This is a genomic window from Kerstersia similis, assembly GCF_965139615.1.
Classification (GTDB): Bacteria; Pseudomonadota; Gammaproteobacteria; order Burkholderiales; family Burkholderiaceae_B; genus Kerstersia; species Kerstersia similis.
This window is the reverse complement of record NZ_CBCSIQ010000011.1, coordinates 26,623-52,459: the sequence shown is the minus strand read 5'-3', so window position 1 is coordinate 52,459 and position 25,837 is coordinate 26,623. Positions and strand designations below refer to the sequence as shown.

General features: G+C 61.5%; 22 protein-coding genes. 6 read left to right on the top strand and 16 right to left on the bottom strand.

From position 1 onward, the window contains the following. The 13 genes from ACNA1V_RS08730 to ACNA1V_RS08670 form a co-directional block, all read right to left on the bottom strand. Positions 1-531, bottom strand: a complete 531-nt coding sequence (locus ACNA1V_RS08730; RefSeq protein ID WP_415833209.1) for a tripartite tricarboxylate transporter TctB family protein — start codon at positions 529-531, stop codon at positions 1-3. A gap of 38 nt (positions 532-569) precedes the next feature. After that, entirely contained in the window at positions 570-1,574 is a 1,005-nt protein-coding gene (locus ACNA1V_RS08725; protein ID WP_415833208.1) for a Bug family tripartite tricarboxylate transporter substrate binding protein, read from the bottom strand. Positions 1,575-1,666: 92 nt separating this feature from the next. Then, the gene (locus tag ACNA1V_RS08720; protein WP_415833207.1) at positions 1,667-2,860 is read right to left on the bottom strand and encodes a mandelate racemase/muconate lactonizing enzyme family protein; all 1,194 of its coding nucleotides are present in this window, start codon (positions 2,858-2,860) and stop codon (positions 1,667-1,669) included. A 555-nt stretch (positions 2,861-3,415) separates the two neighbouring features. After that, positions 3,416-4,039, bottom strand: coding sequence for an isochorismatase family protein (locus tag ACNA1V_RS08715; protein WP_415833206.1), 624 nt, complete (start codon positions 4,037-4,039; stop codon positions 3,416-3,418). Then, positions 4,036-5,106, bottom strand: coding sequence for a M29 family metallopeptidase (locus tag ACNA1V_RS08710; RefSeq protein WP_415833205.1), 1,071 nt, complete (start codon positions 5,104-5,106; stop codon positions 4,036-4,038). Before ACNA1V_RS08710 ends, ACNA1V_RS08715 begins: the two co-directional genes overlap by 4 nt. A 110-nt stretch (positions 5,107-5,216) precedes the next feature. Beyond that, on the bottom strand, positions 5,217-6,026 hold the full coding sequence (locus ACNA1V_RS08705; protein WP_415833204.1) for an alpha/beta fold hydrolase: 810 nt from the start codon (positions 6,024-6,026) through the stop codon (positions 5,217-5,219). A 49-nt stretch (positions 6,027-6,075) separates the two neighbouring features. Beyond that, positions 6,076-6,834 (bottom strand): maleate cis-trans isomerase family protein, encoded by a 759-nt coding sequence (locus tag ACNA1V_RS08700; RefSeq protein WP_415833203.1) that lies wholly within the window; start codon positions 6,832-6,834, stop codon positions 6,076-6,078. Between the two features lie 56 nt (positions 6,835-6,890). Then, positions 6,891-7,889, bottom strand: a complete 999-nt coding sequence (locus tag ACNA1V_RS08695; RefSeq protein WP_415833202.1) for an ABC transporter permease — start codon at positions 7,887-7,889, stop codon at positions 6,891-6,893. Beyond that, a complete protein-coding gene (locus tag ACNA1V_RS08690) occupies positions 7,886-8,875 on the bottom strand; it encodes an ABC transporter permease (RefSeq protein ID WP_415833201.1) in 990 nt (329 codons plus the stop codon). Before ACNA1V_RS08690 ends, ACNA1V_RS08695 begins: the two co-directional genes overlap by 4 nt. Then, entirely contained in the window at positions 8,872-10,446 is a 1,575-nt protein-coding gene (locus tag ACNA1V_RS08685) for a sugar ABC transporter ATP-binding protein (RefSeq protein ID WP_415833200.1), read from the bottom strand. Before ACNA1V_RS08685 ends, ACNA1V_RS08690 begins: the two co-directional genes overlap by 4 nt. Before the next feature lie 12 nt (positions 10,447-10,458). Beyond that, the gene (gene torT / locus ACNA1V_RS08680; RefSeq protein WP_415833256.1) at positions 10,459-11,490 is read right to left on the bottom strand and encodes a TMAO reductase system periplasmic protein TorT; all 1,032 of its coding nucleotides are present in this window, start codon (positions 11,488-11,490) and stop codon (positions 10,459-10,461) included. Between the two features lie 227 nt (positions 11,491-11,717). Further along, a complete protein-coding gene (locus ACNA1V_RS08675; RefSeq protein WP_415833199.1) occupies positions 11,718-12,461 on the bottom strand; it encodes a TetR/AcrR family transcriptional regulator in 744 nt (247 codons plus the stop codon). 146 nt (positions 12,462-12,607) lie between these two features. Beyond that, a complete protein-coding gene (locus ACNA1V_RS08670) occupies positions 12,608-12,946 on the bottom strand; it encodes a DUF1840 family protein (RefSeq protein WP_415833198.1) in 339 nt (112 codons plus the stop codon). A 153-nt stretch (positions 12,947-13,099) separates the two neighbouring features. Between ACNA1V_RS08670 and ACNA1V_RS08665 the strand changes: the two genes are divergently transcribed. After that, complete coding sequence (locus ACNA1V_RS08665; protein ID WP_415833197.1) at positions 13,100-16,987, top strand: phospholipase effector Tle1 domain-containing protein; 3,888 nt, start codon at positions 13,100-13,102, stop codon at positions 16,985-16,987. A gap of 37 nt (positions 16,988-17,024) precedes the next feature. On the opposite strand, the gene ACNA1V_RS08660 is transcribed toward ACNA1V_RS08665, so the two are convergent. Then, a complete protein-coding gene (locus tag ACNA1V_RS08660; RefSeq protein WP_415833196.1) occupies positions 17,025-18,257 on the bottom strand; it encodes an acyl-CoA dehydrogenase family protein in 1,233 nt (410 codons plus the stop codon). 391 nt (positions 18,258-18,648) lie between these two features. Here ACNA1V_RS08660 and argS point away from each other — a divergent pair, with 391 nt between their 5' ends. The 3 genes from argS to ACNA1V_RS08645 all read left to right on the top strand — a co-directional run bounded on the left by argS (position 18,649) and on the right by ACNA1V_RS08645 (position 22,030). Next, positions 18,649-20,334, top strand: coding sequence for an arginine--tRNA ligase (gene argS / locus ACNA1V_RS08655; protein WP_415833195.1), 1,686 nt, complete (start codon positions 18,649-18,651; stop codon positions 20,332-20,334). 9 nt (positions 20,335-20,343) lie between these two features. After that, complete coding sequence (locus ACNA1V_RS08650; RefSeq protein WP_415833194.1) at positions 20,344-21,054, top strand: SPOR domain-containing protein; 711 nt, start codon at positions 20,344-20,346, stop codon at positions 21,052-21,054. A gap of 343 nt (positions 21,055-21,397) precedes the next feature. Continuing rightward, a complete protein-coding gene (locus ACNA1V_RS08645; RefSeq protein ID WP_415833193.1) occupies positions 21,398-22,030 on the top strand; it encodes a thiol:disulfide interchange protein DsbA/DsbL in 633 nt (210 codons plus the stop codon). A 138-nt stretch (positions 22,031-22,168) separates the two neighbouring features. On the opposite strand, the gene metC is transcribed toward ACNA1V_RS08645, so the two are convergent. Beyond that, a complete protein-coding gene (gene metC, locus ACNA1V_RS08640) occupies positions 22,169-23,329 on the bottom strand; it encodes a cystathionine beta-lyase (protein WP_415833255.1) in 1,161 nt (386 codons plus the stop codon). A 308-nt stretch (positions 23,330-23,637) separates the two neighbouring features. On the opposite strand from metC, the gene ACNA1V_RS08635 reads away from it, so the two are divergent. Further along, positions 23,638-24,039 carry a helix-turn-helix domain-containing protein gene (locus tag ACNA1V_RS08635; RefSeq protein ID WP_415833192.1) on the top strand — a complete coding sequence of 134 codons (402 nt, stop codon included), beginning with the start codon at positions 23,638-23,640 and terminating at the stop codon, positions 24,037-24,039. 80 nt (positions 24,040-24,119) lie between these two features. Here the strand turns inward: ACNA1V_RS08635 and ACNA1V_RS08630 are convergent, their stop codons facing one another. Next, positions 24,120-25,184: an MBL fold metallo-hydrolase gene (locus ACNA1V_RS08630; RefSeq protein ID WP_415833191.1), complete on the bottom strand. Its 1,065-nt coding sequence runs from the start codon at positions 25,182-25,184 to the stop codon at positions 24,120-24,122. A 221-nt stretch (positions 25,185-25,405) separates the two neighbouring features. On the opposite strand from ACNA1V_RS08630, the gene ACNA1V_RS08625 reads away from it, so the two are divergent. Beyond that, a complete protein-coding gene (locus ACNA1V_RS08625; protein ID WP_415833190.1) occupies positions 25,406-25,780 on the top strand; it encodes a MerR family transcriptional regulator in 375 nt (124 codons plus the stop codon). Positions 25,781-25,837 lie beyond the last annotated feature (57 nt).

The window sequence follows — 25,837 nt, the reverse complement described above, 5'->3', positions numbered from 1 at the left end:
TCAGTACACGCCCAGCCAGTCTTCCAGCGGCCCTTTGAGCAAGGCCATCTGAAAACCGATCTCGAAAACAAAGAAAAACGCCAGGGCGACACCAATGCCTACCGCGTAGGAGCGCAGCGGCCCGTAACCGCCCTGGCGCCACATGACAGTGCCGAGATAAAGCGCCGACCCGACATACAGGCCCAGCACCAGGGACAGCGCGATGTAGGCCACCACTGGCAGGAAGAAAGACAGCATGCGGCGGCCTTGCGAACGCATCAGCCAGACTTCGTTCTGCGCGGCGGGACGGCGCCAGCCCTGCCAGGTCATCCAGAGTGCGGCCAGCACGATGACCAGACCGACGTAAAAAGGAAAGGCGCCTGCCGCCGGGCCGAAATCCGTCCAGCCGATTTCGTTTTCCAGCGCGCCAAACATGACCAGCAATCCGAAAACCGCTGCACTCAGGCCAGTAAAGCATTCCGCCTGGCGGCGGGTGAGCCAGGGGCGGTCGCCCGCCTCCTCGCCGCCGGCCGGGATATGTTCTGTTTGCATAATTTCTGTCCAGAAAGGGACAAGGCCGGCGGCCCCGTTTACTTGACGAGCCAGCCCTGGTTTTCAAAGACCCGGCGTGCCATGGCCGCATCGGCCGCGATCAGCGCATCCAGCTCACTGCCGGTGGCAAAGATATCCGACTGCGCAGTATTGGCCAGGTACTGGCGCCACTCGTCCGTGTCGCGCACCTTGGCCAGCAAGTCGATATAGAAAGCCACGACTTCCGGTTGTACGTTGCCTGGCGTGAAGACCGTGCGCGGCAGCACATAATCTTCGATGGGCAAGCCCTGGGACGCGCAGGTCGGAATATCGGCCAGCGACATATCGCCCGCCACCTTGCGGTCATCCTGCAGTGGCTTGGACGAGAACACGCACAGCGGGCGCACGCCACCCGCCTTCCACTGCCCCATGTTCTCGCTGGGATTGTTGGTATTCGCATCCAGATGGCTGCCCGCCAGCTGCACGCCCGCTTCGCTGCCGCTCTTGAACGGCACATAGGTGAACTGGCCGCCGCTGGCCTCATTGATCAGTTCGGTCAGGATATGGTCGCCGTCCTTGGATTGCGTGCCACCCAGCTTGAGCTGACGGGGTTGCTCACGCGTTGCCGCCAGCAGGGACTCCACGGTCCGGTAAGGAGAGGCCGCCGGCACCCACAGCACGAAATCATCGCCCGCCATCACAGCCAGCGGTGTCAGGTCATTCATCCCATAAGCCACCTTGGCCTTCATCGGCAGGAGCCAGGCATTGTTGTTACCGAACAGCAGCTTATGCGTGTCGCCACGGGATGCGCGGCCGGCCATGAAAGTTTCGGCCCCGGCGCCGCCCCCCTTGTTGCTGACCACGACCGGCACGTTCAGCAGCTTGTGCTTTTCCGCGATGGATTGCACGACACGTGCAAATTGGTCTGAACCGCCGCCAGGCCCTGCCGACACGACGAACTCTATCGGTTTGGACGGCGCCCAGCCTGCCCCGGCCGCCATGGCCGTGCCCTGCGTGACCAGCACGGCTGCCGCTGCCAGCATGCTCATGTATTTGGTTTTCATGGTTTGTCTCCTCGGTTTTATTGATCGTTTTTTATGGGCCAGGCCTGAACGCCTGGCCGCAGGGCATCGCCTTGCCCTGCTCCGGGCTGTGATCAGCCCTTGCCCTTGCCTCGTGACGCCGGGCGCTTGCCAATCTCGCGCACGGCATCCAGATCCAGTTCATAGCCCAGCCCCGGCTGCACGGGCAGCGCCAGGGTGTCCACCTCCCGCTTCGGCAAGTTCTTGAAGAGCTGATGGCACATGGACACCGACACCAGATGCCACTCCACCAGCCCGCCATTGGCCAGGCCGGCATGCAAATGCATGTTATGGAAGGGGAAAGCGCCACCGTTGTCGATGGTGATGCCATGCGCCTGCGCCAAGGCTGCTGCCTTGATCCCGGCGCTGTAGCCCCCGCCTATGCAAACATTGGGCTGCAAGATATCCAGCGCATCAGCCGCCAGCATGTCGCGGTACCGGAACAACTGGCCTTCGTTCTGCCCGGCAGCGACCGGCATGGGCGCCTGACGGCGGAAATCCGCCAAACGCTGCACATCATTGCCGCGCAGCGGTTCCTCGAAAAAGCCGATATCGCAGTCGGCCACACGCTGCGCCAAGCGCAAGGCATGAAACGCATCCAGGCTGCAATTGGCGTCGATATACAGCTCCACCTCCGGCCCGATGGCCTCGCGCACGGCACGGATACGCCGCTCGTCCTCGGCAATCACGGTATCCAGGGGCCGAGGTTCATCCCGTCGAGCCAGTGCATGCTGGCCAACCACCATTTTCAGCCGCCGATGACCGCGTTCCGCCAGATGCCGCGCAGCGGCCGCCAGTTCATCACGATCCAGTACACCGAATCCAAAGGTGGTGTAGGTCGTGACCGCAGGCCTGGCGCCCCCCAGCAACCGCCATACCGGCTGCCCCAGCCGCTTGCCTGCGATATCCCACAGCGCAATGTCCACGGCAGAGATCGCATGGCTGGCATAGCCGGTCTGGCCGCGTGGCGACAGCAGCCAATACAAGGCCTCGGCAATCTGTTCACGCGCCATGGCATCCTTGCCTAGCAGATTGGGCGCGACGACTTCATTGAGCGCCGCCGCGACGATCTCCTCGTCAGTGATCGCCGTAAACCCGTGCCCAAGCAAACCATCGGCGGTTTCGATTTCCAGGACCAGGCCAGACAAGCGCGCTGGCTTGGAGATGGGGCCGATATCCAGACTGCAATCCACATAGACCGGGGTGGCCTGCACCCGCGCAATGCTGTCGCGTCGGCTGGACGCGCCTGCTTCCACTGCCGTATTCATACTGTCTTTCTCCTGATGCTATTGAATGCCGATAGACGGCTCGCCACCTGCCAGCGCGCAGGCCTTCCCGCAGGAATCGCCTGGCTGCAGTAACGCTTGGCAAACGCCGATAGATAACGCTGAAAGGGATAAGGGCTCAGGCAGCCGCACATGACGGCAGGCTGCAACGCCGGATGCGGTCCGGTACCGGATCATCGAACTGAATGGCTACGGCGTGCCCGCGCCGATGGCGCGACGGATTGGTGTCATGCATGTCTGTCTCCCTGGCGTGTCTCGATGTTTTCTGAACCTCGGACAGCTCATGTTTTTTATGCAAGGCCACAACAACCGGCCTGTCCTGTCGAACCCTTGTTTAGACGAATTCATACAGGACAGTTCAGTCTATGCAGCGACCAATCATTATTCAATAGCATGAAGCTTATAAGCGATATTAGATACGCCAATAGAAATGGGGTGCATGCGCTCAGGGGCAATACGCCAAAAACCGCAGGGACATAAAAAAACGCCATCCGCAACACTGCCGGACGGCGTTCCTGAGCACAACAGGGGAAGATCCTAGCCTGCCGCCAGCGCATGCTCCAGTTGCGCGAGAGACATCAGCGCTGCATATTTCTGCGCCATGTCGAACAGACTGGCGTCGTGTGGCGCCAACGCCCGGTCGCCTACACAGTCTGAGACCACCACGGGCCGAAACCCCCAGCACATCGCATCCACCACACTGGCACGGACGCACCCACTCGTCACACATCCTGCGACAACCAAGGTACGTACACCGCGCTGGGTCAGCCAGGACGCCAGATCCGTCGCAAAAAACGCTGACGGCACATTTTTCCGAATAATCCGTTCCCCCGGCAAAGGCGCCAGCTCCGATACGATCTGACTGGCCGGAGATGACTCCTTCAACTTCAGCATGCCAGGCACCTTGGCGGAAAAAATGTTGGCATCGGCGTCATCATCGGCATAGACAATCCGGCTATGTGCTACCGGCCAGCCCAAACGGCGGGCCAATGCCAGCAAATCCACACTGCGGTCGATGGCGGCAGAAATATTGCCACCGCCGAACACGGCCGGATCAGCAAAGCCGTTGACGAAGTCGATCAGCAGCAGGCCCATAGGCGCCACCAGCTCAAGACGCTCACCAAACCCTTGCCGCGCATAGACCTCTGCATCAGTACTCATGCGGCCTCCCGTGCCCCTCGTTCGTATTGCAAGGTCTCTTCGACTACCCGACCGGCATGTACCACGCGTAGCTCATCCACATAGACATCGCAATTGCGCAGCGGCACATCAATGTGGCACGGCGTCGTACGGTTACCGCCAGCCTCGTTATTGGGCCCGAGCGAAAACAGGAAATTGCCGTCGAAGGCTCGGGCATCCATACCCAGTGTCGCTTCCCGATCATATAGACCCAAAGTTGACCACCAGGCACGTTTCTGCATACCCCAACCGATGTGCGCAATCGCATAGGCCTCCGGATCGTTGAAAGACCCCATGTATTCACGCAGTAAATCCGCGTCAACGCCACCGTCGATACGCGTTACGAATCCGGCTTCTACGGTCAACGTAATGGCATCCTGAACGTAGCATTTCTGCGGCAACAGGATATCGCCTCGATCAATGACAATACGGCCTTCGGTCTGTCCCTCATTGGGCCAGGTAAAGGCAAAACCGCTGGGCCAATGATCCCAGCGTCCCGGCTCATCAGAAAAGCCATACTCCGTGGCCACGGGATACTCGCCCAGCGGCATCACCAGGTCCGTGCCAGCGGGCGATGTCACGCGCATGGTACGCCCACCACGCAGGATATCAGCACCGGCGTTCACACGACGGTAGTCTTCTTCGTCTGGCACCATCCGCACCAGCACTTCGGGCGGCTCGACCGCCAGCAGGATCCGTGTGCCAGACGCCAGAATTTCATGCTGCTCGGGTGAAAACAACAGGGTCATCAGATCGAGCACCAGATCACTGGCCTTCAATGCAGCGATCGCTGCCGGATTCCCGGTCAGCGGTGTCGTGCCCAGATAGGCCAGGGGATCCCGGCTCAGGGATTTTTCCGCATTTACCGGCGGCAAATACAAGCGGCTATTCACGGCACCCAGCAAAGCCAACGCAGTTTCCGCTGTGCGCAGGGTTTGCGGATGAGTCCCGTCGCTGGTCAGGACCGTCACCATCGTCCCGGCTTTTACGCGGGAAAGCGTCAATACACGGGTCCACGCCCGGATCAGATCGGCATCGCTAACAGCCATGTCATACTCCTAGAAAAAATGTCACCGGCCGCCCTAGTTGCAGCGGCATCATCAGCACCTGCACCACCAAGGGCCAAAGCGCCAGGCCTGCGGCCCTGCTCTGGCAGCGCTCACCCCGCCACGGGCAGGAACTCGCGCAATGCCGAAAAAAAGCCTTCGTAGTCATCCCACGGAATCATGTGTCCCGCGTTTTCCACCCGCGTCACCACCAACCCAGGCATCAAACGGCATAGTTCCGCTGCGTCATCGGCCTGAATCACGCCTCCGCGACCAGCCACCACCAACTGCGCGGGAATCCGAATATCAGGCAGCCCCCGATGAAAATCGTCGGTCTGGAAACTCTGGAAGGCCTGCACCACAGCCTCCTCGTCGCAGGTGTGCAGCCACTCGGCACGCAACTGCAACTGCTCTTGTGTCCAGGTCGGCGAAAATTCTCTCAGCCGCTCCCAAGGCTGGCCTTCCCGCATCAAGCGGATAGAGTCCATATACCAAGGCAGCGCAGCCGGATAGGGCCGTCGCCCCGGACCCGATACCGGCGGATCCACCATCACCAGCCGCTCGGCCACACAGTCTGGCCGAGCAGCGACCAATGCGCCAATGCGTGCTCCCATCGAATGTCCCAGCAATATGTAATCCTGCAGCCCGAGCGCCTGGGTCAACGCCGCAACATCTGCCGCGCAGGCTTCCATGCTGTAGTCCATACCGGGTGTCGTCTCCGACAAGCCCCGTCCGCGCACATCCAGCACATAGGTATCAAAATCACGGGCCAGACGTTCAGCCACGAATGCCCATGTCACTGCCGGGCTGGTGATGCCAGGCACCAGTACCAGCGCTTGTCCTTTACCACCAAAACGCAAGTAGTGCTGACGTATCCCGTTCGCCCGGACATTTGCCCCATACAGCATGCGGCTTTGATTCATCTCATCCTCCTCACTTGCCTGGCATCCCAACGGCCAGGCTGCTATCAACTCAATACGCGCCAGACAACAATGCTCCCGCCCCTGGCACAACCGCCTCCAGCCCCAAGCCCTTGAGCATGGCGTAGGTCGTCGCAATAGCCGCTGTCAGCACCGGTTTGCCAGTCTGTGCCTCAACCATCGCCACAGCCGGTAACGAGGGCATCTGCACACAAGCCGACAGCACAATTGCATCTACATCGCTGGTATCCATTTCCGCCACAATGCCCGGCAAGCGAGCCGGATCATGCCGACCGACGTCCAGGTTGTCGGGAATCTCCAAAGCCCGCCAGACCACAACTTCCACGCCTTCGTGTTCGATGTAATCCACCACCAATTGCGTCAGCGGCACCATATAAGGGGCTACCAGTGCAATGCGACGCGCACCTATTACGCGCAACGCATCCACCAACGCACCCGCACTGGTAATCACAGGTGCCGTTCCTCCGTTATCCGCCGTACGCTGGCGCAACCGAACTTCTGACTGACGGTGATAGCCTTTGCCCGTCGCCATGATGGCCACCAGGCAGGCATAGCCCAGGACATCCACCCGTGCATCGCTCAATTCCAGCGCACAGCGATCAGACTCTTCATCCATCGCCGCCAATTCTTCCTTGGTCACCTTCTTCATGCGCATACGTGCCGAATGAAAGGTGAAACGCTCAGCTGGCCTGATTTGCTCACGCAAACGCAGCATCGCGGGAATTTCCGTCTCCATGGTGGTGTTAGAACTCGGCACGATCTGGCCGATCCGGTATTGCTTGACTGACATGCGTTACTCCTTTCAAAAGGAATGGTTCGGTTTTCAGCTTGCGAAACGTTGGGATCTCAGGCGCGACTCCGAAAACGATCCAGATACAGAGCCAGAAGAATCACCGCTCCCAGCACGATGTCCTGCAAATAGCCATCGACTTCGATCAGATTCATCCCGTTGGAGAGCACGGAAATAAACAACGCCCCCATCACGGCATTCAACACACCGCCCACCCCGCCTTGCAAACTGAGCCCACCAACTACGGCGGCTGCAATACTGGGTAGCAGCAAACTGCTACCCATGCCCGGCTCACCCGATCCCGTGCGCGCCGTCAACATCAGAGCGCCTACCGCTGTTAACAAAGCGGCATACAAGTACACCCGCACCGTTGTGCGCCGCACAGCGATGCCCGCCACGGCCGTTGCCACCGGATTGCTACCTACCAGAACAATGCTGCGTCCGAAAACGGTACGCCGCAGCATCAGATGTGTACCCAGGCATAGCAAGACGGCGATCCAGACCGGTACCGACAGCCCCATCCAACTCGCCTCATACAGCACGATGCTGAATGCGTCCGGCAGATCGAAGACAGGCCGCCCCCCAGTCACCATGGAAGCAATGCCGAAGGCTGCACTCATTGAGCCCAACGTGACAATGAACGGATTCACGCGCAGTCGTGCCGTACACCAGCCATTGAACAAGCCCAGCAAGCCGCCCACCGCCAGCCCCGCTGCCACGCCTGCCAAGACGACCCAGCCAACCGGAATGCCGGTACTGCCTAGCGCACTCATCGCCAGGGCGGCACATACGCTGACCAGCGACACACAAGCGCCCAGCGACAGATCAAAGCCGCGCGCCAGAATGACCACCATCTGTGCCGTTGCAAAAATCGCCATATAGCTGGTCTGCATCAGCAGATTCAAGAGATTTCGGCCAGACACGATGCGCGGTTCAACCAGGGCCAGCCCAAGCAACAGTACAGGCGCCAGCAGCCAGAACAGATTCCTGCTGGCGCACGCCACACCTGCGCGACAGCGTTGGGCCACACCGCCCGTTTGCAAGGTGCGAATCATGAACGACCTCCTTGAGCGCGATGCTTTCGTAACTCTTCCAACGCGACGACCAGCACAATGAAAATACCCATCACAATGGCCTGTGCCTTGCTGTGGATACGCAGCAAATCCATCGCGTTATTGAGTAACAGCAGAAAAAGTGCACCCAGGGCCACACGCACGGCCTTGCCGACCCCACCCTGCAGGCTGACGCCTGCAATCACTGCTGCCCCTATGCTCTGCAAGGCAATGGTGTCCTCTAAAGAGCCTTGCCCTGAACCCAGCTGTGCAGTCAGCAACAAACTGGCGATTGCAGCCAGCAGTGAGCAGGCGACATACACCAGCACCTGACAGCGACGCACAGGCAGACCCGACACCCGCGCCGCCTGTGTGTTGCCACCTACGGCGTACAGATGCAGACCCAACACCGTCCGGCCCTGTACCCAGCTCACCACGCCGATCACCAAGGCCGCCAGATAAACGGCTGCCGGCACTCCCCACCACAAAGAGCGCCCCCACTCCACGAATCCTTCTGGCAACCCATACACCGGAATCCCATTGGTCAGCAGCAAGGCCAGGCCACCTGCCATAGACGCCGTCGCCAGTGTCACCATGAACGGCGCAATGCCCAGCCAGGCCACGCACAGCCCATTTACCAGGCCGACCACCGCCCCTGCGCCCAGCCCTGCCAGCACGCCTACAAACACGCCGACTTCCGGCCCAAGCACCGCCGTGGCATGTACCATCACGCTGGCGCTGACCACACTGACCAATGCCATCACCGATCCAACAGACAGGTCAAAGCCACGAGATACCAGCACCAGCATCTGGCCGATGGAAACGATCATCAGCAAGGCGGCACCGCGCAGCAGGTTCAGCAAATTCTGGCCACTTAAAAATCGTGGCTCGGCCAAGGCCAGCACAATTGCCACCAGCACCATTGCCATGGTCAACAGATCCATACGCGCGGCACGCCGCCAGGCGCCCTGCAGTGCGATCGCAGTCATGCTGCCTCCCGTTGCGCGGAACGTGCAAAAAAGTGCGCCAGGATTGCAGCCTCCGAAAATTCATCGCGCTGCAAATGCGCCACCACCCGTCCCTCATGCATGACATAAATACGATGCGCCAGCCCCATGACCTCCGGCAGTTCAGACGACACCAGCACCACCGTCTTGCCCGCTTCCACCAGTTCGCGCATCAAGCCATACACCTCAAGCTTGGCGCCAACATCTATGCCGACGGTTGGCTCGTCAAACATGAAAATTTCCATGGGCCGGGTCATGCCACGCGCCAGCAGAACCTTCTGGCGATTGCCCCCAGACAGACCGCCGACGGCTCGTTCAATCTGTGGCGGCCTTAACCGCAACCGCGTCAGAATGTCACTGATGCTCCTGCGCTCCTCCCCCAGCCTCAAAACACCGCTCTGGGCGTACGCGGGGGTATCCAGCGCCGCCATCGACGCGTTCTCACGGATAGGCCGACTTAACGCCAACCCCTCTCGCGCCCGATCTGACGGGAAATAGCACACACCCCGACGCAGTGAACTGGCCGGATCTGGAGCCACAATGACAGTATCGCCTTGCATGACCCTGCCTCGGGTGATGCGTTCCAGGCCATACACCGCACGGATCAACTCGGACTTGCCGCACCCCACCAGGCCCGCAATACCAACAATCTCGCCAGATCGTGCTTCAATACTGGCGCCTTGTACCCGATCACCTTCCAGCGTCAGCCCCTCTGTGCGCAGAGTCACCGCCCCAGGCGTTGCGGGAATTTCCGGAAACAGCACCCCTACCTTGCGCCCGGTCATCAGCTCGATCAACTGCTCTTCGCTGGTGTCCTGCCAGCGGACCGTTGCAATGTGCCGCCCATCCCGCAAGACCGTCACACGATCCGCCAAACGCGCAATTTCACGCATGCGGTGCGAAACGTAAATAATCGCTACGCCCTGCTCGCGCAACTGATCTACCAAACCGAAGAGGTTCTCAGCCTCGGCATCCGTCAATGACGCTGTCGGCTCATCCAGAATCAGCACACGAGTCGCGCTGCCACCTGGTACGCCCCCCTGAACGCCAGGCTCAGCTACCATCATTGCCTTGGCAATCTCGACCATCTGCTGGCGTGCACGGGACAGGCGATTGACTGGGCAGGCGGGATCTAATTCGAACCCCAGCCGCGACAGCACCTCATCGGCGCGCCTGCGCATGGTTGCACGGTCAAGCATGCCCCACCGGGCAGGCTCCCGTCCCAGAAACAGGTTCTGCTCCACACTCAGTTCCGGCACCAGACTGAACTCCTGGAATACCGGCTGAATGCCCAGGCGCCGCGCACGCACCGGCGTCAGCTGCGCCAGCGTTGCACCATCAAACAGGTAGCGTCCAGCATCCTGCCCGAACGTACCGGCAATGATGTTGATGATTGTGGATTTACCCGCGCCATTCTCACCAAATAGCACGTGGACTTCACCGGCATGCAGTTCAAAGTCCACACCATCCAGCGCACGTACGCCCGGAAAGGTTTTGACAATCCCCTCCAAACGCAGGAGGGGCGTCTCGGCCTTGGTTTCGGCTTCGCTCATGACATTGTCCTGTCAGCGGGCTGCTGGCGCAGTCACCGAATATTCCGCACGGAAACCGGCTGGCGCCAGAACCTCATCCATCCGGATATCTGGCAGGCTTTCACGCGACACCATTCGAGGAATCGGACTAAGATAGGCAGGTACCGTTTTCCCTTCCAGAACCTGTACCGCCAGATCCACTGCCATGCGCCCCTGCAGCACCGGATACTGCGTTGCAAAACCCGAGATTTCGCCCTTATTGAGGGCATCAAGCATGGCCTGGTTCTCATAAGCAGAGAGCAATTTCACATCTGCCCTGCCCGCTTCGCGTATTGCGCCAATGGCAGCTTCAACCATCGTTGCATTGCCCCACAACACGTTCAAATCCGGAGAGGCCTGCAAAGCGTTCTGCACCAGACGCAACTGCACCGCCACCCCGGTATCCCCATATTTTTCGTCCAGCAACTCCAGATTGGGGCTGGCATCAACGACACGTTTGAAACCCGTGGCAAACTGCTCTGCCCAGCCAGAGCCGGCCGGGCCTGGCAAAGCCACAATACGTGCCTTCGCATCTCCCAGGCTATTGGCAAGATAGCGGCCAGTCTGCTCGCCCATGATGGTGTTATCGGCAAATACCTTGGCTGCCGTTGGCGCCTTGTCCACCGGATTCAACACGGCGATCACCGGCTTTCCGGCTCGTTGCGCCTCCCGGAACTTGCGTGCCAGCCCTGCCTCGGAAATCGCCCCCACAATCAGGGCATCGAAATCAGAAGCCATGCAATCATCAAATTGCGACAATTGCTTGGGCAAATTTTCATATCCGCCAGCCTGGTACACCGTCACGCCAACGCCTTGCCGTTTTGCTTCTTCGACAATGCCGTAATCCACTGCCAGCCAGATGGTGTCTTTCATGTGCGGGAACAACGCGCAAATCTTCCAGGGACGGGATGCATGTTCCTGAGGCGTATATTGCATCTGACGCGCCTGTCCAGCACTCAGATCCTCCACTGTCACCGGCCACCAATTGGCCCCGGCCTGAGCACAGGCCAAACCTGGAAGCAGCATCGCGGTCGTAGCAAGCCATTTTCTTATCATCGTGTTCACCTTCATCATCAAGACAGACAGGAAACAAAAGGATGAGAGCCGGCCGCGATGCAGCTTAGCGATACGGCCTCGCAATTAATTGTTCATTCGAACGACCAATTAAAAGCCAAAATGCCGGCGAGCTCATTACGGATATGCATGCATTGACGCTACAGACAGGTAGGTATAGGAAAATAAGCGACGCTTGCTTAACCTTCCAGTGTCGCCTTACTGCGCCTGGACTTGGCGCGGACAACAGACGCACCAGCCTGCGCTGGCAAGACCGTCGTAGGCGCCATCATGCCGGAAGACAAGAAATTCGTTAAGCGCGTCAGCAACTCGCTGTTGTCGCCCTTATGCTGGAAACGTCCGTCAGACAAATCTGCCAGACGATCCACATCTGACAGCATGTACAGATAAGCACCGATGAGGAACACAAAACGCCAATTCAGATCTTCAGCGTCCACATCCGGCAGGAGCTGTTCCAGCAATGCAATATACCGCTTGGAAGAGGCGTCATAGACTTTGCGCCGCAATTGGAAAGCCAGCTCTTCCGGCTCATTGTGCAAACGCGCCTGCAACCTGACAAAAGCCAATCCTCCCGGGCCGCTGGCTTTCATGTCGAACTGTGGTTGCAAATAGGCATGCAGGAGTTCTCGGACTGCCGGAACCCCGCCCGTCCGTGCCAGCAACGCATCCAGATTCTGCATGCGCTGCTCGCCTAGCCAGCTACCGCGGCGCGTGAACACTTCTTCAAACAGCACCTGCTTGGACTGAAAGTAGTAGGCGATCATGGATTGGCGAACGCCAGCCGCCGCAGCGATCTCGCGCGTCGATGTCAATGCATAGCCCTGGCTGGCAAACAACTGCTCAGCCGCATCCAGGATCAGGGAACGGGTATCACGTTCGCCTGCCGGACGCCCGGGGCCTCGACGGTGAGTTGAAGTCGTCATGTCGCTATCTTTCAGTGCATCCGGAGTATGGATAACGTCGCATGGTAGCGAATATCCACAGATTTCGCACCGATAGTGTGCAAGGAAACGGCCCCGCCCTACGACGGTGCCGCCGCCTCCTGCCGACAGTACTGTCCAGCCCGGTCTTACCAGGCTGAACCTGCCTCCCACAATACCGGAACTTCGGTATCCCTGGCCTTGCGCAACATATCCAGCAACGGGAAAGCCCGTTGCTTCAAGTGCACGGTCTGGGCCAGCGGATGCACGGGTTCTTTGTCCGGATCCTCCGATTCGGGAGCAGGCGTCTCGGCAGCGATGGCGGCTTCCAGCGCGGCAATCGCGCCCGGCAACTGTTCCACGCTGAATACGCCGCGCTTGAGGTCGGCATCGCTGACCTGACGCCCTGCCGCCTGCAAGACTTCCAGCGCGTGCTTATCCAGCATCAGGACATCAGATGCCGCCTTTGATTGAAATGTAACCAGCATGGGTATTTTCCTCCGTGGATGAATCCATTCATTCATGAACCTGCTGCAGGCACCGCGGCCGCATGATGTGCATGCGTCGCCACATTCCGCACCGGCAGTTGCCGCCTGATGATCGGTGGCACGCCCCTTCAGCCCAGTTCTCACGACATCACCATGCCTCGCCAGCCTGTCATCCGGTTCATGCCGCGCCGCCGCACCCGATATAGCCATCATATCCTGACCGGCTTGCAATGCGCCTTGATGTCCGTCGTCCTCCACGCCAGCCACGCGCAAGATGCCACCACGCTGTCCTGCACAGCCACGCAGCTGGGCCAGCCTTGCGCCGGCCCAGGCCTGACCTCGCCGGGCACTGCCGAACCGGCGCTCAATCTGGGGCTGGATAATCCCGTCCATCTCGCCAGCGGACGGAAATTCCTGCGTGACACGGATCTGCCCGCCCATCCGCTTGCCCCCGGCCTGGAGCTTGTCCGCTACTACAACAGCGCCGATCCCCGCCGCCATACCGGCCCCGGCACCGCCTGGCAGTTTTCCTATGATCTGCGGCTGTATCGCCTCGGCGATAGCCTGCAACTGATCCAGGCCGATGGCAGCCGCCTGCGCTTCCCCTGCCTCCCTGGCCAGACCCTCTGCCAACATGAGGGCCAAGGCAGCTTGCATGCCCAGCCCGATGGCTGGCAGTGGCACTGGCCAGATGGTTCACAGCTGGACTTCCGCCAGGATGGATGGCTGGTCGCCATACGCAGGCCGGATGGCGTACCGCTGGCACGGATCACGCGCGCTGCGGATGGCCGGCTGCTGATCGTGCGCAGCATGGCGCCCGAGCGACAGTTGGTCTTCCATTACGAACAACATGCACACCCCCCATACGTTTCCCCCCGCTTGCACAGTGTCGAAACCCCCATGGGCCGTTTTCACTACCATCACGCTGCCGGGCCCGAAGGCTGGCAACTAACGCGCGTCGAGCGCCCTGATGGCATGCAGCGCCATTACGCGCATGACCCGTCCCTGCAATCCGGTCATCCTCACGCCATCACCGCCAGCGGGCTAGCGGCCTCCGGGCAGCCGGTCCGCTGGCAACGACGCTGGCACTACGATCACGATGCCCGTGTCGTACGGCTGGAGCATCTGGATGCAGACGGCCAGGTCAGTGCTTCCTGGCAACTGGAGTACCTGGAACCCGCCTACGGCATCCATGCCGGCCTGACCCGTGTGCATGGCCCTCAGGGCGCTACCGACATCCGCTTTATCCAGCACGGGGGCCGTTACCTGCTGGCCCAGGTTGCCGGTACCGGCTGCCCAGGCTGCCCCGCCCCCGGGCTGCATGCGCAATACGACAGCGCTGGCCGTCTGGCCGCGCTCAACCACCTGCGCCTGACCCGCCACCCTGGCGGCGCCGTGCGCGAACTGGATGTACCGGACAGCGGCTGGCCCGGCCTGCGCCTGCGCTTTGATGACCATGGCCGGCAAACTGCCTGGTACAGCCAACGCACCGGCCTGACCCGATGGCAATATGCCCGGCACCACTCGCCCACCTCCATCCAGCCGCAGGCTGCGCAACTCTCGCAACAATCCATCCTTTATGCCAATGGCGACCGCTGGTACGCCATGCATGATGCCCTGGGCCGGCCCGTACAGGTCACGGCATCCCGCTTCCCGGCGAATGCCGGCGCGCCGGGCACAGCCACCCCGCCGCCCGCGGCCCTGGAGGCACGCCTTCAGTGGCATCCACAACATGGCCACCTGCTCGCCCTGACACACCCACATGAAGCCGAACAGCGTGACTACGACGCGGCTGGCAGACTGCAAGCGCGCCATATCCAACGGCCCGATCACAGCCATGCACCGGCCATCCAGCTGACCGATCGCTACGACTACCACCCTGATGGCCGGCTGGCTCACCACTATCTGCCGGAGGGAGGCTTGCTGGCCTATCAATGGCAACACGGACGCCTGCACCGCCTGGACTGGCAGGATCGCCATGGCCAGCGCCATCCCATCCTGCGCGCATTACCCGGAGAGGCGGGCTATGTCTTCGGCAATGGCGTACATACCCTGGGGCTGCGCGACGAACGCGGCCTGCGCGCGCTGGTCAGCGCGCTGCCCGGCGCAGGCTCCCCGCTGCTGGCACAGGCGATCACCCTGGACAGCCTGGGACGCATTGCCGAAGAACACATCCAGACCGGCGATTGGCGCCAGCACCAGCGCTATGGCTACGATGCAACAGGTCGGCTGGCGATGATTGAAGATGCCGCAGCATCACCCCGACACACCGCAGACCTCACTGCGCATACCCATACACCTGCGCCAGCCCTACCTGCGCACCAGCAGCCGCGCACCTATCTGGCCTGGTCGGCTGATGGCAGCCTGCAGCGTCGTCACACCGCATCCGATCCCGCTGCGCCATCGGGAAAAAAACTTGCTGCCCATGTCACTCCTCCAAAGCCGATCTCCAGCGCGGACGCCAGCGGCCTGCCACGGCACCACAACGGCTGGCGCCTGTCTTACGACCCGCAACGCCGTCTGCAACTCGCCGTCCATCCGGCAAGCGGCCAACGCATCGAATACCGCCACAATGCTCACGGCCAGCGCATCCTTCGCGCCGACGGGCCTGACATCACGCACTATCTGTATAACGAGCAGGGCCAGCGTCTCGCACAGGCACGCACCCGCTCCGACCAGCATATGCAAGTCACCGAGCGCTATCTGTATGCCGGCCAGGTGCCGGTCGCCTGGCTGCGCTATGACCATGCCGGCGAAGCGCGGCTGTACTTCATTCATGCCGATGCCCAAGGCCTGCCGCGTGCACTCAGCGACACACGTGGCCAATTGAGCTGGCGCGCAGAATTCGACGCCTTCGGCCTGCTGCTGCGTGAGGAGGGCGGGACAGGGCCCGCCCTGCGCTATCCTGGCCAATATGCCGATCCGCGCCTGCCCTGGTATGACAACGGCATGCGCACCTATGACCCGCTTACCGGCAGCTTTCTTGAACCCGACCCGCTAGGGCCCTTGCCCGGCCATGCTGCCTACGGCTATGCCGCCCAGCGCCCGCGCCAATATGCCGACCCCAGCGGCATGCTGTTGTACGCCTTTGACGGTACCCGCAATACGCCGGCATCACGCACCAACGTCTGGCTGCTGCATCAACTGTATCCTGGCGACAGCCATTACCAGCCCGGCCCTGGTCAGACCGCCTGGGATGCAGCCACCGCCAGCCGCGCCACACGGATCATCAACACGCAATGGGAACGTTTGCTGGCCGACCTCGCCGCCGCAGGGCGGCAATGGCAACAAGAACCCGCAGCCATCGACCTGCTGGGCTACTCCCGCGGCGCAGCACTGGCCCAGCATTTCGCCAACCAGATCGCCGCGCATGTCAGCAATCAGCGTTTCTGGGCCTATGACCCTGTCATGGGCACCGTGTCCGCCTGCGTTGACCTGCGTTTCATGGGCCTGTTCGATACCGTGGCTCAATTCGGCGTGAACGGGCGCGACAATGGCGCTTACCAGCTCGGTCCCAGCCCGGCCTGGCAATGGATTGCACATGCCGTGGCGCTCAATGAACAACGCTATCTGTTTCCGCTCAACAGTCTGGATCAGGGACAAGGCAATGTCGTCGAGCTTCCGTTCATCGGCGCTCATGCCGATATCGGTGGCGGCTATCTGTCATCCGCCACGCCCGCCCACTCACAGGGAGACCTGTCCGACGTCGCCCTGGCCTGGATGCATTGGCAAGCCCTGGCGGCAGGCGTGCCGCTGGCGCCGCTGCCCTCAGCACACGCCAGCATCACCCAGCCCCTGCTGCACGACGAGCGCAACGTGTTCTATCGCAAGACCGGCCAGGACAGGGCGGTCCACCGGGCCGATGGCAGCGCCTGGCTCGATAGCCAGGCTGAACATACCCGCCTGGGCCAGGCCTCACGGCAAGCGGTGGAAGCCTTCATCGAACGCCTGCCGGACTGGATGCACGCACCGGGGAACGTCGTCGGCACCGTGGACATGGCGGCCTATGAACAATGGCTGAAGCAGCAGATGCCGCACTGACCCGCCAGGCTGCGCCATGACGGTCTGTGCGGCAAGCTCAGAACAGGCCGGACAGTGGCGGCTCCGCGCCGGTCAAGTGAAAGCTTCCCACCACGGCCGCCTTCCAGTCGCGTGGATTGTGGTTGGCCACCGTACGAGCATTACGCCAGTGGCGATCCAGATTATGGGTGCGTGCCGTGGCGGAGGCACCGCCGACATCAAACACCCGTTCTGCGGCTTTGAGCGCGGCATTCGCCGCAATGTATTGCGCCTGAGCAACATCAATGGATGCCTGCAATACGGCATCATGGGGCAGGCCCAGCGCCCAGGCCTGATCTATCGACGCCGCCGCCTGCAGCACCGCGGCCTCTGCGGCAAACGCCTGCGCCGCAATCTCCCCGACCGCATGGGCCACATAAGGATCGTCCACCGAACGGCTGGCGCTGCTGTGTTTGATCGGCCGCGCATGATGGCGGGCAAAATCCACGGCATCGTCCCGCGCATTGCGGGCAATGCCCGCCTCCACCGCCCCGAGGAACAACTGAGCAAACGGCGTCACGATGGTACGCTGCGCCTTGCCATCCCGGAACAAGGGTGAGCGGATGATCTCCGTTTCTTCCACACGGACATTGCGCAGATGTGTCGTGCCGCTGGCCGTCAGGCGCTGCCCCATGGCATCAAAATCATCCAGGCGTTCCACCCCCTCGCGGTCCGTGGGAACGATGAACCGGACTTCCTGCCCGGTTTCGTTCAGTGCCGTAACCTGGATCCAGTCGGCATAGAGGGCACCCGTGCTGTAGTACTTGGTGCCACTGACCCGGTAATGCCCATCCTCGCGCACCAGTATGCTGCTGATGGCGCCGCTCGCGCCGCCCCGTTCCCAGCCCGCATTGGCCACGACAGCCCCGTCCAGATAGCGCGGAAACCAACGTTGGCGTCCTGTTTCGTCGTCACTGGACAACAGGTTCTCGATAAAGAGGAAACCGGGCCTCAGCGCCTGGGCGACATTCGAATCCACGGCAGCCACATCTATCACGAACCGGATCACATCCTGCACCGTCGCACCGGTGCCACCATAAGACCGGGGAATGCGAAAGGTATATAGGCCCTCTGCTGCAATGCGGCGGACCGGTTCATGTGGCAGCTGCCGCTCACGCTCCCTGCCGGACGCGGCTGCGCGCAACGCCGGCAGCAACGCCGCCGTGCGGCGGCGCAACTCGATCAGATCCAAAGGTGCCGTCGTGGCGTCGCCAGCACTGCCAGCAGGTTTCGAAGCCGGGAGAAAAGACATAGAACATATCCAAGAATGAAGCATCGGGCCGACCATCACCAAGCCATCCACCCATGCCCTGCCGAAAAATCCCTGCAAGTCGCGCGCCATGACGGGCACGCAATGACCACCGGCCCGCAACAGCGCCTGGCCTGCGCTTGTCAGGCAAACGCCAGCCGCGCCCTGCAGGCCGGATGCATGCATGGGCGTATCGCTCTCCATAGTAGAAACACCTGCCCGCATTTCAAACGATGCTTTTTGTATTTGATCATTCACATTTCACGCATGAACGTCTGAAGCCACCACACACTCCTTACGCTCCTTGGCATTCTGTCTTTCCCTGTTTCACGCCCGCTGCGGGAATCAGGCTATCATTCCCGGATTGCACTTCTCTTTTTTCGAATCCGCTCCCATGCTCCCCGAGCAACAGAATCTACTGATCTCCCGCATCCAGGCAGCCGTCAGCGCGCTGCTGCCCGAAGCGCAGCCCAGCATCCAGCTGGAGCGTCCGAAAGTCGCCGCGCACGGTGATGCCGCCTGCAACGTCGCCATGCAGCTCGCCAAGCCGGCGCGCCGCAATCCGCGTGAACTGGCACAAGCCATCGTCGATCATCTGCTGGCCGATCCGCAAGCTGCGGAACTGCTGGCTGGCGCCGAAGTCGCCGGCCCCGGTTTCATCAATTTCCGCCTGTCGCCGGCCGCGCATCAGGCCGTGCTGGGCGCCATTGCCGGGCAGCGTGAACAATACGGCCGCGCACCGCGCCGCGACGAGAAAGTCCTGGTGGAGTTCGTCTCCGCCAACCCGACCGGCCCCCTGCACGTCGGCCACGCACGCCAGGCTGCGCTGGGCGATGCCCTGTGCCGCCTGTTCGATGCCCACGGCTACGATGTCACCCGCGAGTTCTACTACAACGACGCCGGCAACCAGATCGACAACCTGGCCATCAGCGTGCAGGCCCGCGCCCGTGGCATCTCTCCGGATGATGCCAGCTACCCGGCAGACGGCTACCGCGGCGATTACATCGTCGATATCGCCAACGATTACCTGGCCGGTAAGACGGTGCAAGCGTCCGACGGCGTTCCCGTGACAGGCAAGGGCGACCTCGATGACCTCGACGCCATCCGCCGCTTCGCTGTTACCTATCTGCGCAACGAACAGGATCTCGACCTGCAGGCCTTTGGCCTGAAGTTCGACAACTACTACCTGGAAAGCTCGCTCTACACCAGCGGCCGGGTGGAAAACACGGTGCAGCGCCTGATCGACAAAGGCCACACCTATGAAATGGATGGTGCGCTCTGGCTGCGCACGACCGAACTGGGCACGGGTGACGACAAAGACCGCGTCATGCGCAAGGCAGAAGGCGGCTATACCTACTTCGTGCCGGATGTGGCCTATCACGAGGCCAAATGGGAGCGCGGTTTCCATAAGGCCATCAATATCCAGGGCAGCGACCACCACGGCACCGTGGCCCGGGTACGGGCCGGCCTGCAAGGGCTGGATATTGGTATCCCCAAGGATTTCCCTGCGTACATCCTGCACAAGATGGTGAAAGTGGTACGTGGCGGCCAGGAAGTGAAGATTTCCAAGCGTGCCGGCAGCTACGTGACGCTGCGCGACCTGATCGACTGGGTGGGCCGCGATGCGGTGCGCTTCTTCCTGATCCAGCGCCGCGCGGATACCGAATTCACCTTCGATATCGACCTGGCACGCTCGCAAAGCGAAGAGAACCCGGTCTATTACATTCAATACGCCCACGCACGCATCTGCTCGATGCTGGAACAGGCTCAGGCTGACGCCAGCACCCTGCAACAGGCCGATGTGGCACCGCTGGTCGCGCCCACGGAAATCGCCTTGCTGCAGCGGCTCTCCGAGTTTCCGGCGCTGGTCGCCCTGGCTGCGCAGGAGCTGTCTCCGCACTTGGTCGCCTTCTGGCTGCGCGACTGCGCTGCAGACTTCCACGCCTGGTACAACGCCGAACGCGTCCGTGTCGATGACGCGGCGCTGCGCGACGCCCGCCTGCGCCTGGCCGATGCGACGCGCCAGGTACTGGCCAATGGCCTGGCCCTGCTGGGTGTCGAAGCCCCCAAACGCATGTAACGAGTCTTCATGGCAAAACGCTCTTCCCGTTCTTCCGGCCAAGGCGGCAGCACCATCTACGGGCTGCTGGCCGGGCTGTTGCTGGGTCTGGTCGTGGCCGCTGTCGTCGCGTTCTACGTGACCAAGGCCCCCGTACCTTTCGTTGATCGTGCCGGGCGTGCGCCCGCACCTGCCGCGACGCCGCTGCAAACCGCCACGCCTGGCGGCAGCCTCAACCTGCCCGATCCGAACCGGGCCTTGCAGAACGGGAACCTGACGCCACCCGATATCCGTATCCAGCCGCCCAGCGTCACGACGCCGGACGAAACCCAGACCGCCGCCATCCGCCCGGCAACGCCAGGCCCTGTCACGGCGCCAGCCACGCCTGCTGCCAACGGCAATGGCGATGACTTGGGCGCGCTGATCGCCTCGTTACCCAGCCAATCCGCGGCACGGCAACCGAACCCGACACCCGCTCCGCCGCTGCCCAAGCCCGCCAACGGCGCAGCCGCCAGCGCCTATTTCCTGCAGATCGGCTCCTTCCAGGTTCTCGAAGATGCCGAGGCGCTGCGCGCCCGCATGCTGCTGCTGGGCCTGCCGGTACAAATCCAGCGTGCCGAAGTCAACGGCCTGCAGGTCAACCGTGTGCGAGTCGGCCCCTATACGCGCCTGGATGAAATGAATCTCACCCGGGCCCGCCTGACGGAAGAAAACGTCAGTTCGACCGTCGTGCGCCAATAACAGCGCCAGTAGCCATAGGCGCTGGCCGCAACACCGGCAACAACGCTCAGCACCGTACGCGCGCGGCGTCGGCCACACCCACGCCTGGCGTCGCAGCACGGCGGCCACGCCAGGCGGCTGCCGCCCAACACGCCCGCACCCAAGGGCTGAACCGCTGCATACCTCGCCGCCATGGATTTCCCTGGCCGTTCGCCACCGTGACAACGGCCACAGGCGGCCTCCTCAATGGGAACCCTGGCTGGCAGCGGCTGTCCAATTGCCTCCGGCATGCACGCACCCCCCACTTGTGCCGCCATATTCCTGTCGTATCATTCCTCCTTCACTCAGCCAGGAACTGTCCAACATGACCTTCTCGTTTTCCCGTCTGCTTGCCGCCGCTACGCTCATGCTCGGCGCTGCCATTGCTCCGTTGAGCCAGGCCCAAACCGCCCGTTCCGTCGAGCTTCAGTCACCCCAGCGTACCGACAGCCCGGGACAGGTTGAAGTGTTGGAGTTCTTCGCCTACACCTGCATCCACTGCAAACTGCTCGATCCGATGATCAACGCCTGGGCCAAGGATCTGCCCCAGGATGTGAATTTCAAACACGTGCCGCTGGGCGGCGACAGCCGCAGCCGCCCCATGCAGCAGATGTATTACACGCTGGCAGCCCTGAACCGCCCGGACTTGCATGAAAAGTATTTCACCACCCTGCACGATGAACGCAAACGCGTATTCACCCGCAAGGACATGACGGATTGGGCCGTCGAGCAGGGCGTGGATCGCAAGGCCTTTGAAGCCGCCTTCGATTCGATGGGCGTCAGCAGCCAGGTTTCCCGCGCCGACGAACTGGCCAAGGCCTACAACGTCAACAGCACACCCACCATCATCGTCAACGGCCGTTACCAGACCTCGCCCGCGCAGGCTGGCGGCTACCAGGAAAGCGTGCAGGAAACCGACCGCCTGGTACAGCAGGAACGCGCCAAGCTCGCCAAGTAAAGCGGCAGGCATACGCCCCAGCACCGCGATGCTAGGGCGTATGCCTTGATGCGAACCAGCAAAAAAATGGCCAGCGGCATTTGCCGCTGGCCATTTCCTTTTTCCTGCTGCAAACGCCTGGAATCAGGGGTTCAGCACTCAGACCGTACCCGCCTCATCCAGCGCCCGGCCCAGATCCGCGATCAGATCGTCCACCTCTTCCAGGCCGATCTGCAAGCGGATCAAGGTGTCACCAGGCAAGACGGCACCATCACTTTGCAAGGCAGCCAGGGATGGCTCCACCCATTGCACCAGGCTCTCGAATCCCCCCCAGGAAAAACCGATGCCGAACAAAGTCAGGGCATCGACAAAACGCCGGCCGGCGTCATGGGAAAGATTGAACGCGACGCTCAACAAACCGTTCGAGCCGCTGGCATCACGCTGCCAGAGCGCATGGCCGGCATCACCAGGCCAGGCCGGGTGATAGATGGCTCGCGTTTCCGGGCGGGCAGCCAGGAATTCGCAAATACGCAAGGCACTGTGAGCCTGTTCGGTCATGCGCAAGGGCAGGGTGCGCAAGCCGCGCAAAGCCAGCCAGGCATCATCCGCGCTCAAGGCATAGCCGAGCGCATACTGGGTACGGCTGAGACGGTCGCCCAGCGCTGCATCACGGGTAACGACGGCGCCCAGCATCAAATCCGAATGACCGCCGACGTATTTGGTGCCAGCCACCATGGAAATATCCGCGCCCAAGGCCAGCGGATGATAGGCATGGCCAGACCCCCAGGTATTATCCGCAGCGACCAGCAAGCCATGGCGATGCCCGATCGCCGCCAAGGCGGGCAGATCCAGCATGCGCAACAGCAGGGAACCCGGCGATTCCAGGTACAGCAGCCGGGTATTGGGCCGGATCAGGCTTTCCAGATCATCGACACCAGGGGTGAAGTAGGTGATTTCCACACCCAGCTTCTTCAACAGAACGTTGTCGAAATGACGCACCGGCCCATAGACAGTGTCCACCACCAGGGCATGATCGCCCGCCCCCAGCAAAGTGAAAAACACCAAGGTCAATGCGGCCAGCCCGGAAGGCGCCAGCACACAATAGCTGCCGCCTTCCATGACCATGAAGGCATCTTCCAGCGCCCGATGCGTATCCATGCCGGAACGGCCGTATGTCACGGCGCGTTCACCTGCTGCCTTGCGCCGCTGCGCATTTTCCAAGGCCGCCAGATCCGCAAAACGCACCGTGCTGGCACGCATCGGGGGCAGGCTGACAGGCGCGACGCCATCGGCGTCGAAGGGCGCGCTGCCGATATGCATCAGGCGGGTACGCAAGCTGCATTCGGACGCGGGGACGGCTGCAGCGGGATCTTCCGGTGCGGCACTTGCAGGTTTGGACATTCTTGAAGCTCCAGGAAAAGCGGCGGTACACGCCACGGCAACCCTGCCATTATCGCGTGCCTGCCGCTTGTATGCATCAGCACAGCCATTGCTGCGATTCTGCCACTACGGCAATCCATCCATGACGATCCATGCTGCGGCAACGTGCCATTCAGGCAAATGAAAGCCTGCCATTTTTGCCTTGAAGGCTTTGCCCCTCAGGCAAAATGCCCCGGAAAATGGATTACATGAAAATAGGTGAAAAAATACGGAAACTCCGGCGCGAGCGCGGTTTGACGCAGGAAGAGCTGGCCCTGGAACTGGACACTGCCGCCAGTACCGTTTCCCGCATCGAAAATGACGAGCGCACGCCCTCGCTGGATATGCTCACTCGTCTCGCCAATAGCCTGCAAGTCGGCATCGGTGAATTGTTTGCCGGCGCCCCGGATACGGATACCGCGCAACAGGTGGTCGCCGACAATGACCAGGCCTTGCGCAGCTATGCCCAGGGCCAGGGACAGCAGCAAGAACCTGCCGCAGGCGATGACTACATGGAATTGCGCCGTTGGTTCCGTAATCTGACACCAGAGAACCAGCGCGTCGCCGTGGAACTGATCAAAACCCTGGTGCGGACTCAGCACAAGGGCTGACTGCGGCGACGGTAAAAGTGCGGGCGGCAGTTGGGCTGAAGCGCAGCGGCCAGCACCACGGCCGTCCGCATGCGCTTCATTCAGGCCGGAGCGAAGCGGAAGACGCCGTTGTCATCTATGTGGCGCGCCAGCCGGCCCGCGTGCCAGAGCAGGTGCAGGTGGGCCAGGGCTTCGCCCAGCGCGAATGTAAGCTGGTGCAAATCCAGTTTGCGGTGGAACATGATGGGCACGATATCTGCCGCGCTGCATGGCGCCGCCGTACAGGCGTCCATCACTTCCTGCAAGCGGTCGCGATGATGTTCGCGCTGCTGGCGAATGCGTTCATGCAGACCACGAAAGGGTTTGCCATGAGACGGCAGCACCAGCGTGTCCTCCGGCATATCACGGTACGCGTCCAGCGATTGCAGATACAGGCGCAGAGAATCCGCTTCGGGTTCGAAATCGAATACGCTGACATTCGTGGAAATGCGCGGCAAGACCATATCGCCGGAAATCAACACATCCAATTCCGCACAGTACAGGCCGATATGTTCAGGCGCGTGGCCGTAGCCGACGATCTGCAGCCATTCTCGGCCGCCGATGCGCAGCGTATCGCCCCCCAGCAACCGGTACATGGTCGCCGGCACCGCCGGCACCATATTGACGTAGTAGCCTGAACGCTCACGCACTTGCGCCAGAGAGGCCTCATCACACAGTCCGTTACGGCGGAAATGCGCAGCGGCGGCTGCGCCCCCGGCACCGGCACTGGCATCGCGCCGCCCGGATGCAATGACCGCCTGGGTGTATTCGCTCATGCTCATCAGCAGCCGCGCATCCCAGCGCCGGCACAGCCAATCGGCCAGGCCGACATGGTCAGGGTGCATATGCGTCACCAGTACGCGCAGAACGGGCAAGCCTTCCAGTTCGTGTTCGAAAATCGACTCCCACTGGGCCTGTACCTCGCTGCGCGCAATGCCGCAATCCACCACCATCCAGCCGTCGCGGCCATCCACCGTATCGCGCAATAGCCAAACGTTCACGTGATCCAGCGCGAACGGCAAGGGCAGGCGCACCCATTTCACCCCGTCAACGAGGGTAATGGCCCGTCCGGGTTCTGGCAGCGCATCATTCCAGGGGTAGGACAGCGCCATTTCATTCTTATTCATCGGGACTCCGGGAAGCATCCAGGCCACCTCCCGCACCCCTGCCGTCAACATGCCGCCAGGCGCCGGCACTGCGCTGCCACCATGACGGCATTACAGGCCCGGAGCATGACTGGCGCTCCGGCAACGGCGGCTACGACAGACAGCATAGATAACAAATCAGACAGTAAAGCTGGGTTACTATACCTTACGTTGACGTAAACGGAAATTAAAGTTTCATTCCCATGCCCGCACCCAATTGGAGTATTTCCGAGCTTTCCAGCGAGTTCGGCATCACGCCGCGCACGCTCCGCTTCTATGAAGACAAGGGCATCCTCGCACCCACCCGCCATGGCCGCCACCGCATCTATGGCGCCCGCGACCGGGCCAGGCTGGTCCTGACGCTGCGCGCGCGGGCAGTAGGCCTGGCCCTGGACGATATCCGCAGCCTGCTGGATATCTATACCGGCCCGGACAGCACACAAGCCCAGATACGCGCCTGCGCTGAAAAGCTGGAACTGCATAGGCAGTTCCTGCTGTCCCAACGTCAGGAACTGGAACTGATGCTGGAGCGTGTAGAAGATCAAATTCAGGATTGCCTGAACAAAATAGACAAATAAGTACAGATTCTCTCAATAGCCGCTTACGTTAACGTAAAATAATTTTCTGGCAATTCC

Bases quoted from the DNA above. Each gene is read 5' to 3' on its own strand.
- ACNA1V_RS08730 (WP_415833209.1), bottom strand. From the start codon at position 531: ATGCAAACAGAACATATCCCGGCCGGCGGCGAGGAGGCGGGCGACCGC.
- ACNA1V_RS08725 (WP_415833208.1), bottom strand. From the start codon at position 1,574: ATGAAAACCAAATACATGAGCATGCTGGCAGCGGCAGCCGTGCTGGTC.
- ACNA1V_RS08720 (WP_415833207.1), bottom strand. From the start codon at position 2,860: ATGAATACGGCAGTGGAAGCAGGCGCGTCCAGCCGACGCGACAGCATT.
- ACNA1V_RS08715 (WP_415833206.1), bottom strand. From the start codon at position 4,039: ATGAGTACTGATGCAGAGGTCTATGCGCGGCAAGGGTTTGGTGAGCGT.
- ACNA1V_RS08710 (WP_415833205.1), bottom strand. From the start codon at position 5,106: ATGGCTGTTAGCGATGCCGATCTGATCCGGGCGTGGACCCGTGTATTG.
- ACNA1V_RS08705 (WP_415833204.1), bottom strand. From the start codon at position 6,026: ATGAATCAAAGCCGCATGCTGTATGGGGCAAATGTCCGGGCGAACGGG.
- ACNA1V_RS08700 (WP_415833203.1), bottom strand. From the start codon at position 6,834: ATGTCAGTCAAGCAATACCGGATCGGCCAGATCGTGCCGAGTTCTAAC.
- ACNA1V_RS08695 (WP_415833202.1), bottom strand. From the start codon at position 7,889: ATGATTCGCACCTTGCAAACGGGCGGTGTGGCCCAACGCTGTCGCGCA.
- ACNA1V_RS08690 (WP_415833201.1), bottom strand. From the start codon at position 8,875: ATGACTGCGATCGCACTGCAGGGCGCCTGGCGGCGTGCCGCGCGTATG.
- ACNA1V_RS08685 (WP_415833200.1), bottom strand. From the start codon at position 10,446: ATGAGCGAAGCCGAAACCAAGGCCGAGACGCCCCTCCTGCGTTTGGAG.
- torT (WP_415833256.1), bottom strand. From the start codon at position 11,490: ATGCTGCTTCCAGGTTTGGCCTGTGCTCAGGCCGGGGCCAATTGGTGG.
- ACNA1V_RS08675 (WP_415833199.1), bottom strand. From the start codon at position 12,461: ATGACGACTTCAACTCACCGTCGAGGCCCCGGGCGTCCGGCAGGCGAA.
- ACNA1V_RS08670 (WP_415833198.1), bottom strand. From the start codon at position 12,946: ATGCTGGTTACATTTCAATCAAAGGCGGCATCTGATGTCCTGATGCTG.
- ACNA1V_RS08665 (WP_415833197.1), top strand. From the start codon at position 13,100: ATGCCTCGCCAGCCTGTCATCCGGTTCATGCCGCGCCGCCGCACCCGA.
- ACNA1V_RS08660 (WP_415833196.1), bottom strand. From the start codon at position 18,257: ATGTCTTTTCTCCCGGCTTCGAAACCTGCTGGCAGTGCTGGCGACGCC.
- argS (WP_415833195.1), top strand. From the start codon at position 18,649: ATGCTCCCCGAGCAACAGAATCTACTGATCTCCCGCATCCAGGCAGCC.
- ACNA1V_RS08650 (WP_415833194.1), top strand. From the start codon at position 20,344: ATGGCAAAACGCTCTTCCCGTTCTTCCGGCCAAGGCGGCAGCACCATC.
- ACNA1V_RS08645 (WP_415833193.1), top strand. From the start codon at position 21,398: ATGACCTTCTCGTTTTCCCGTCTGCTTGCCGCCGCTACGCTCATGCTC.
- metC (WP_415833255.1), bottom strand. From the start codon at position 23,329: ATGCATATCGGCAGCGCGCCCTTCGACGCCGATGGCGTCGCGCCTGTC.
- ACNA1V_RS08635 (WP_415833192.1), top strand. From the start codon at position 23,638: ATGAAAATAGGTGAAAAAATACGGAAACTCCGGCGCGAGCGCGGTTTG.
- ACNA1V_RS08630 (WP_415833191.1), bottom strand. From the start codon at position 25,184: ATGAATAAGAATGAAATGGCGCTGTCCTACCCCTGGAATGATGCGCTG.
- ACNA1V_RS08625 (WP_415833190.1), top strand. From the start codon at position 25,406: ATGCCCGCACCCAATTGGAGTATTTCCGAGCTTTCCAGCGAGTTCGGC.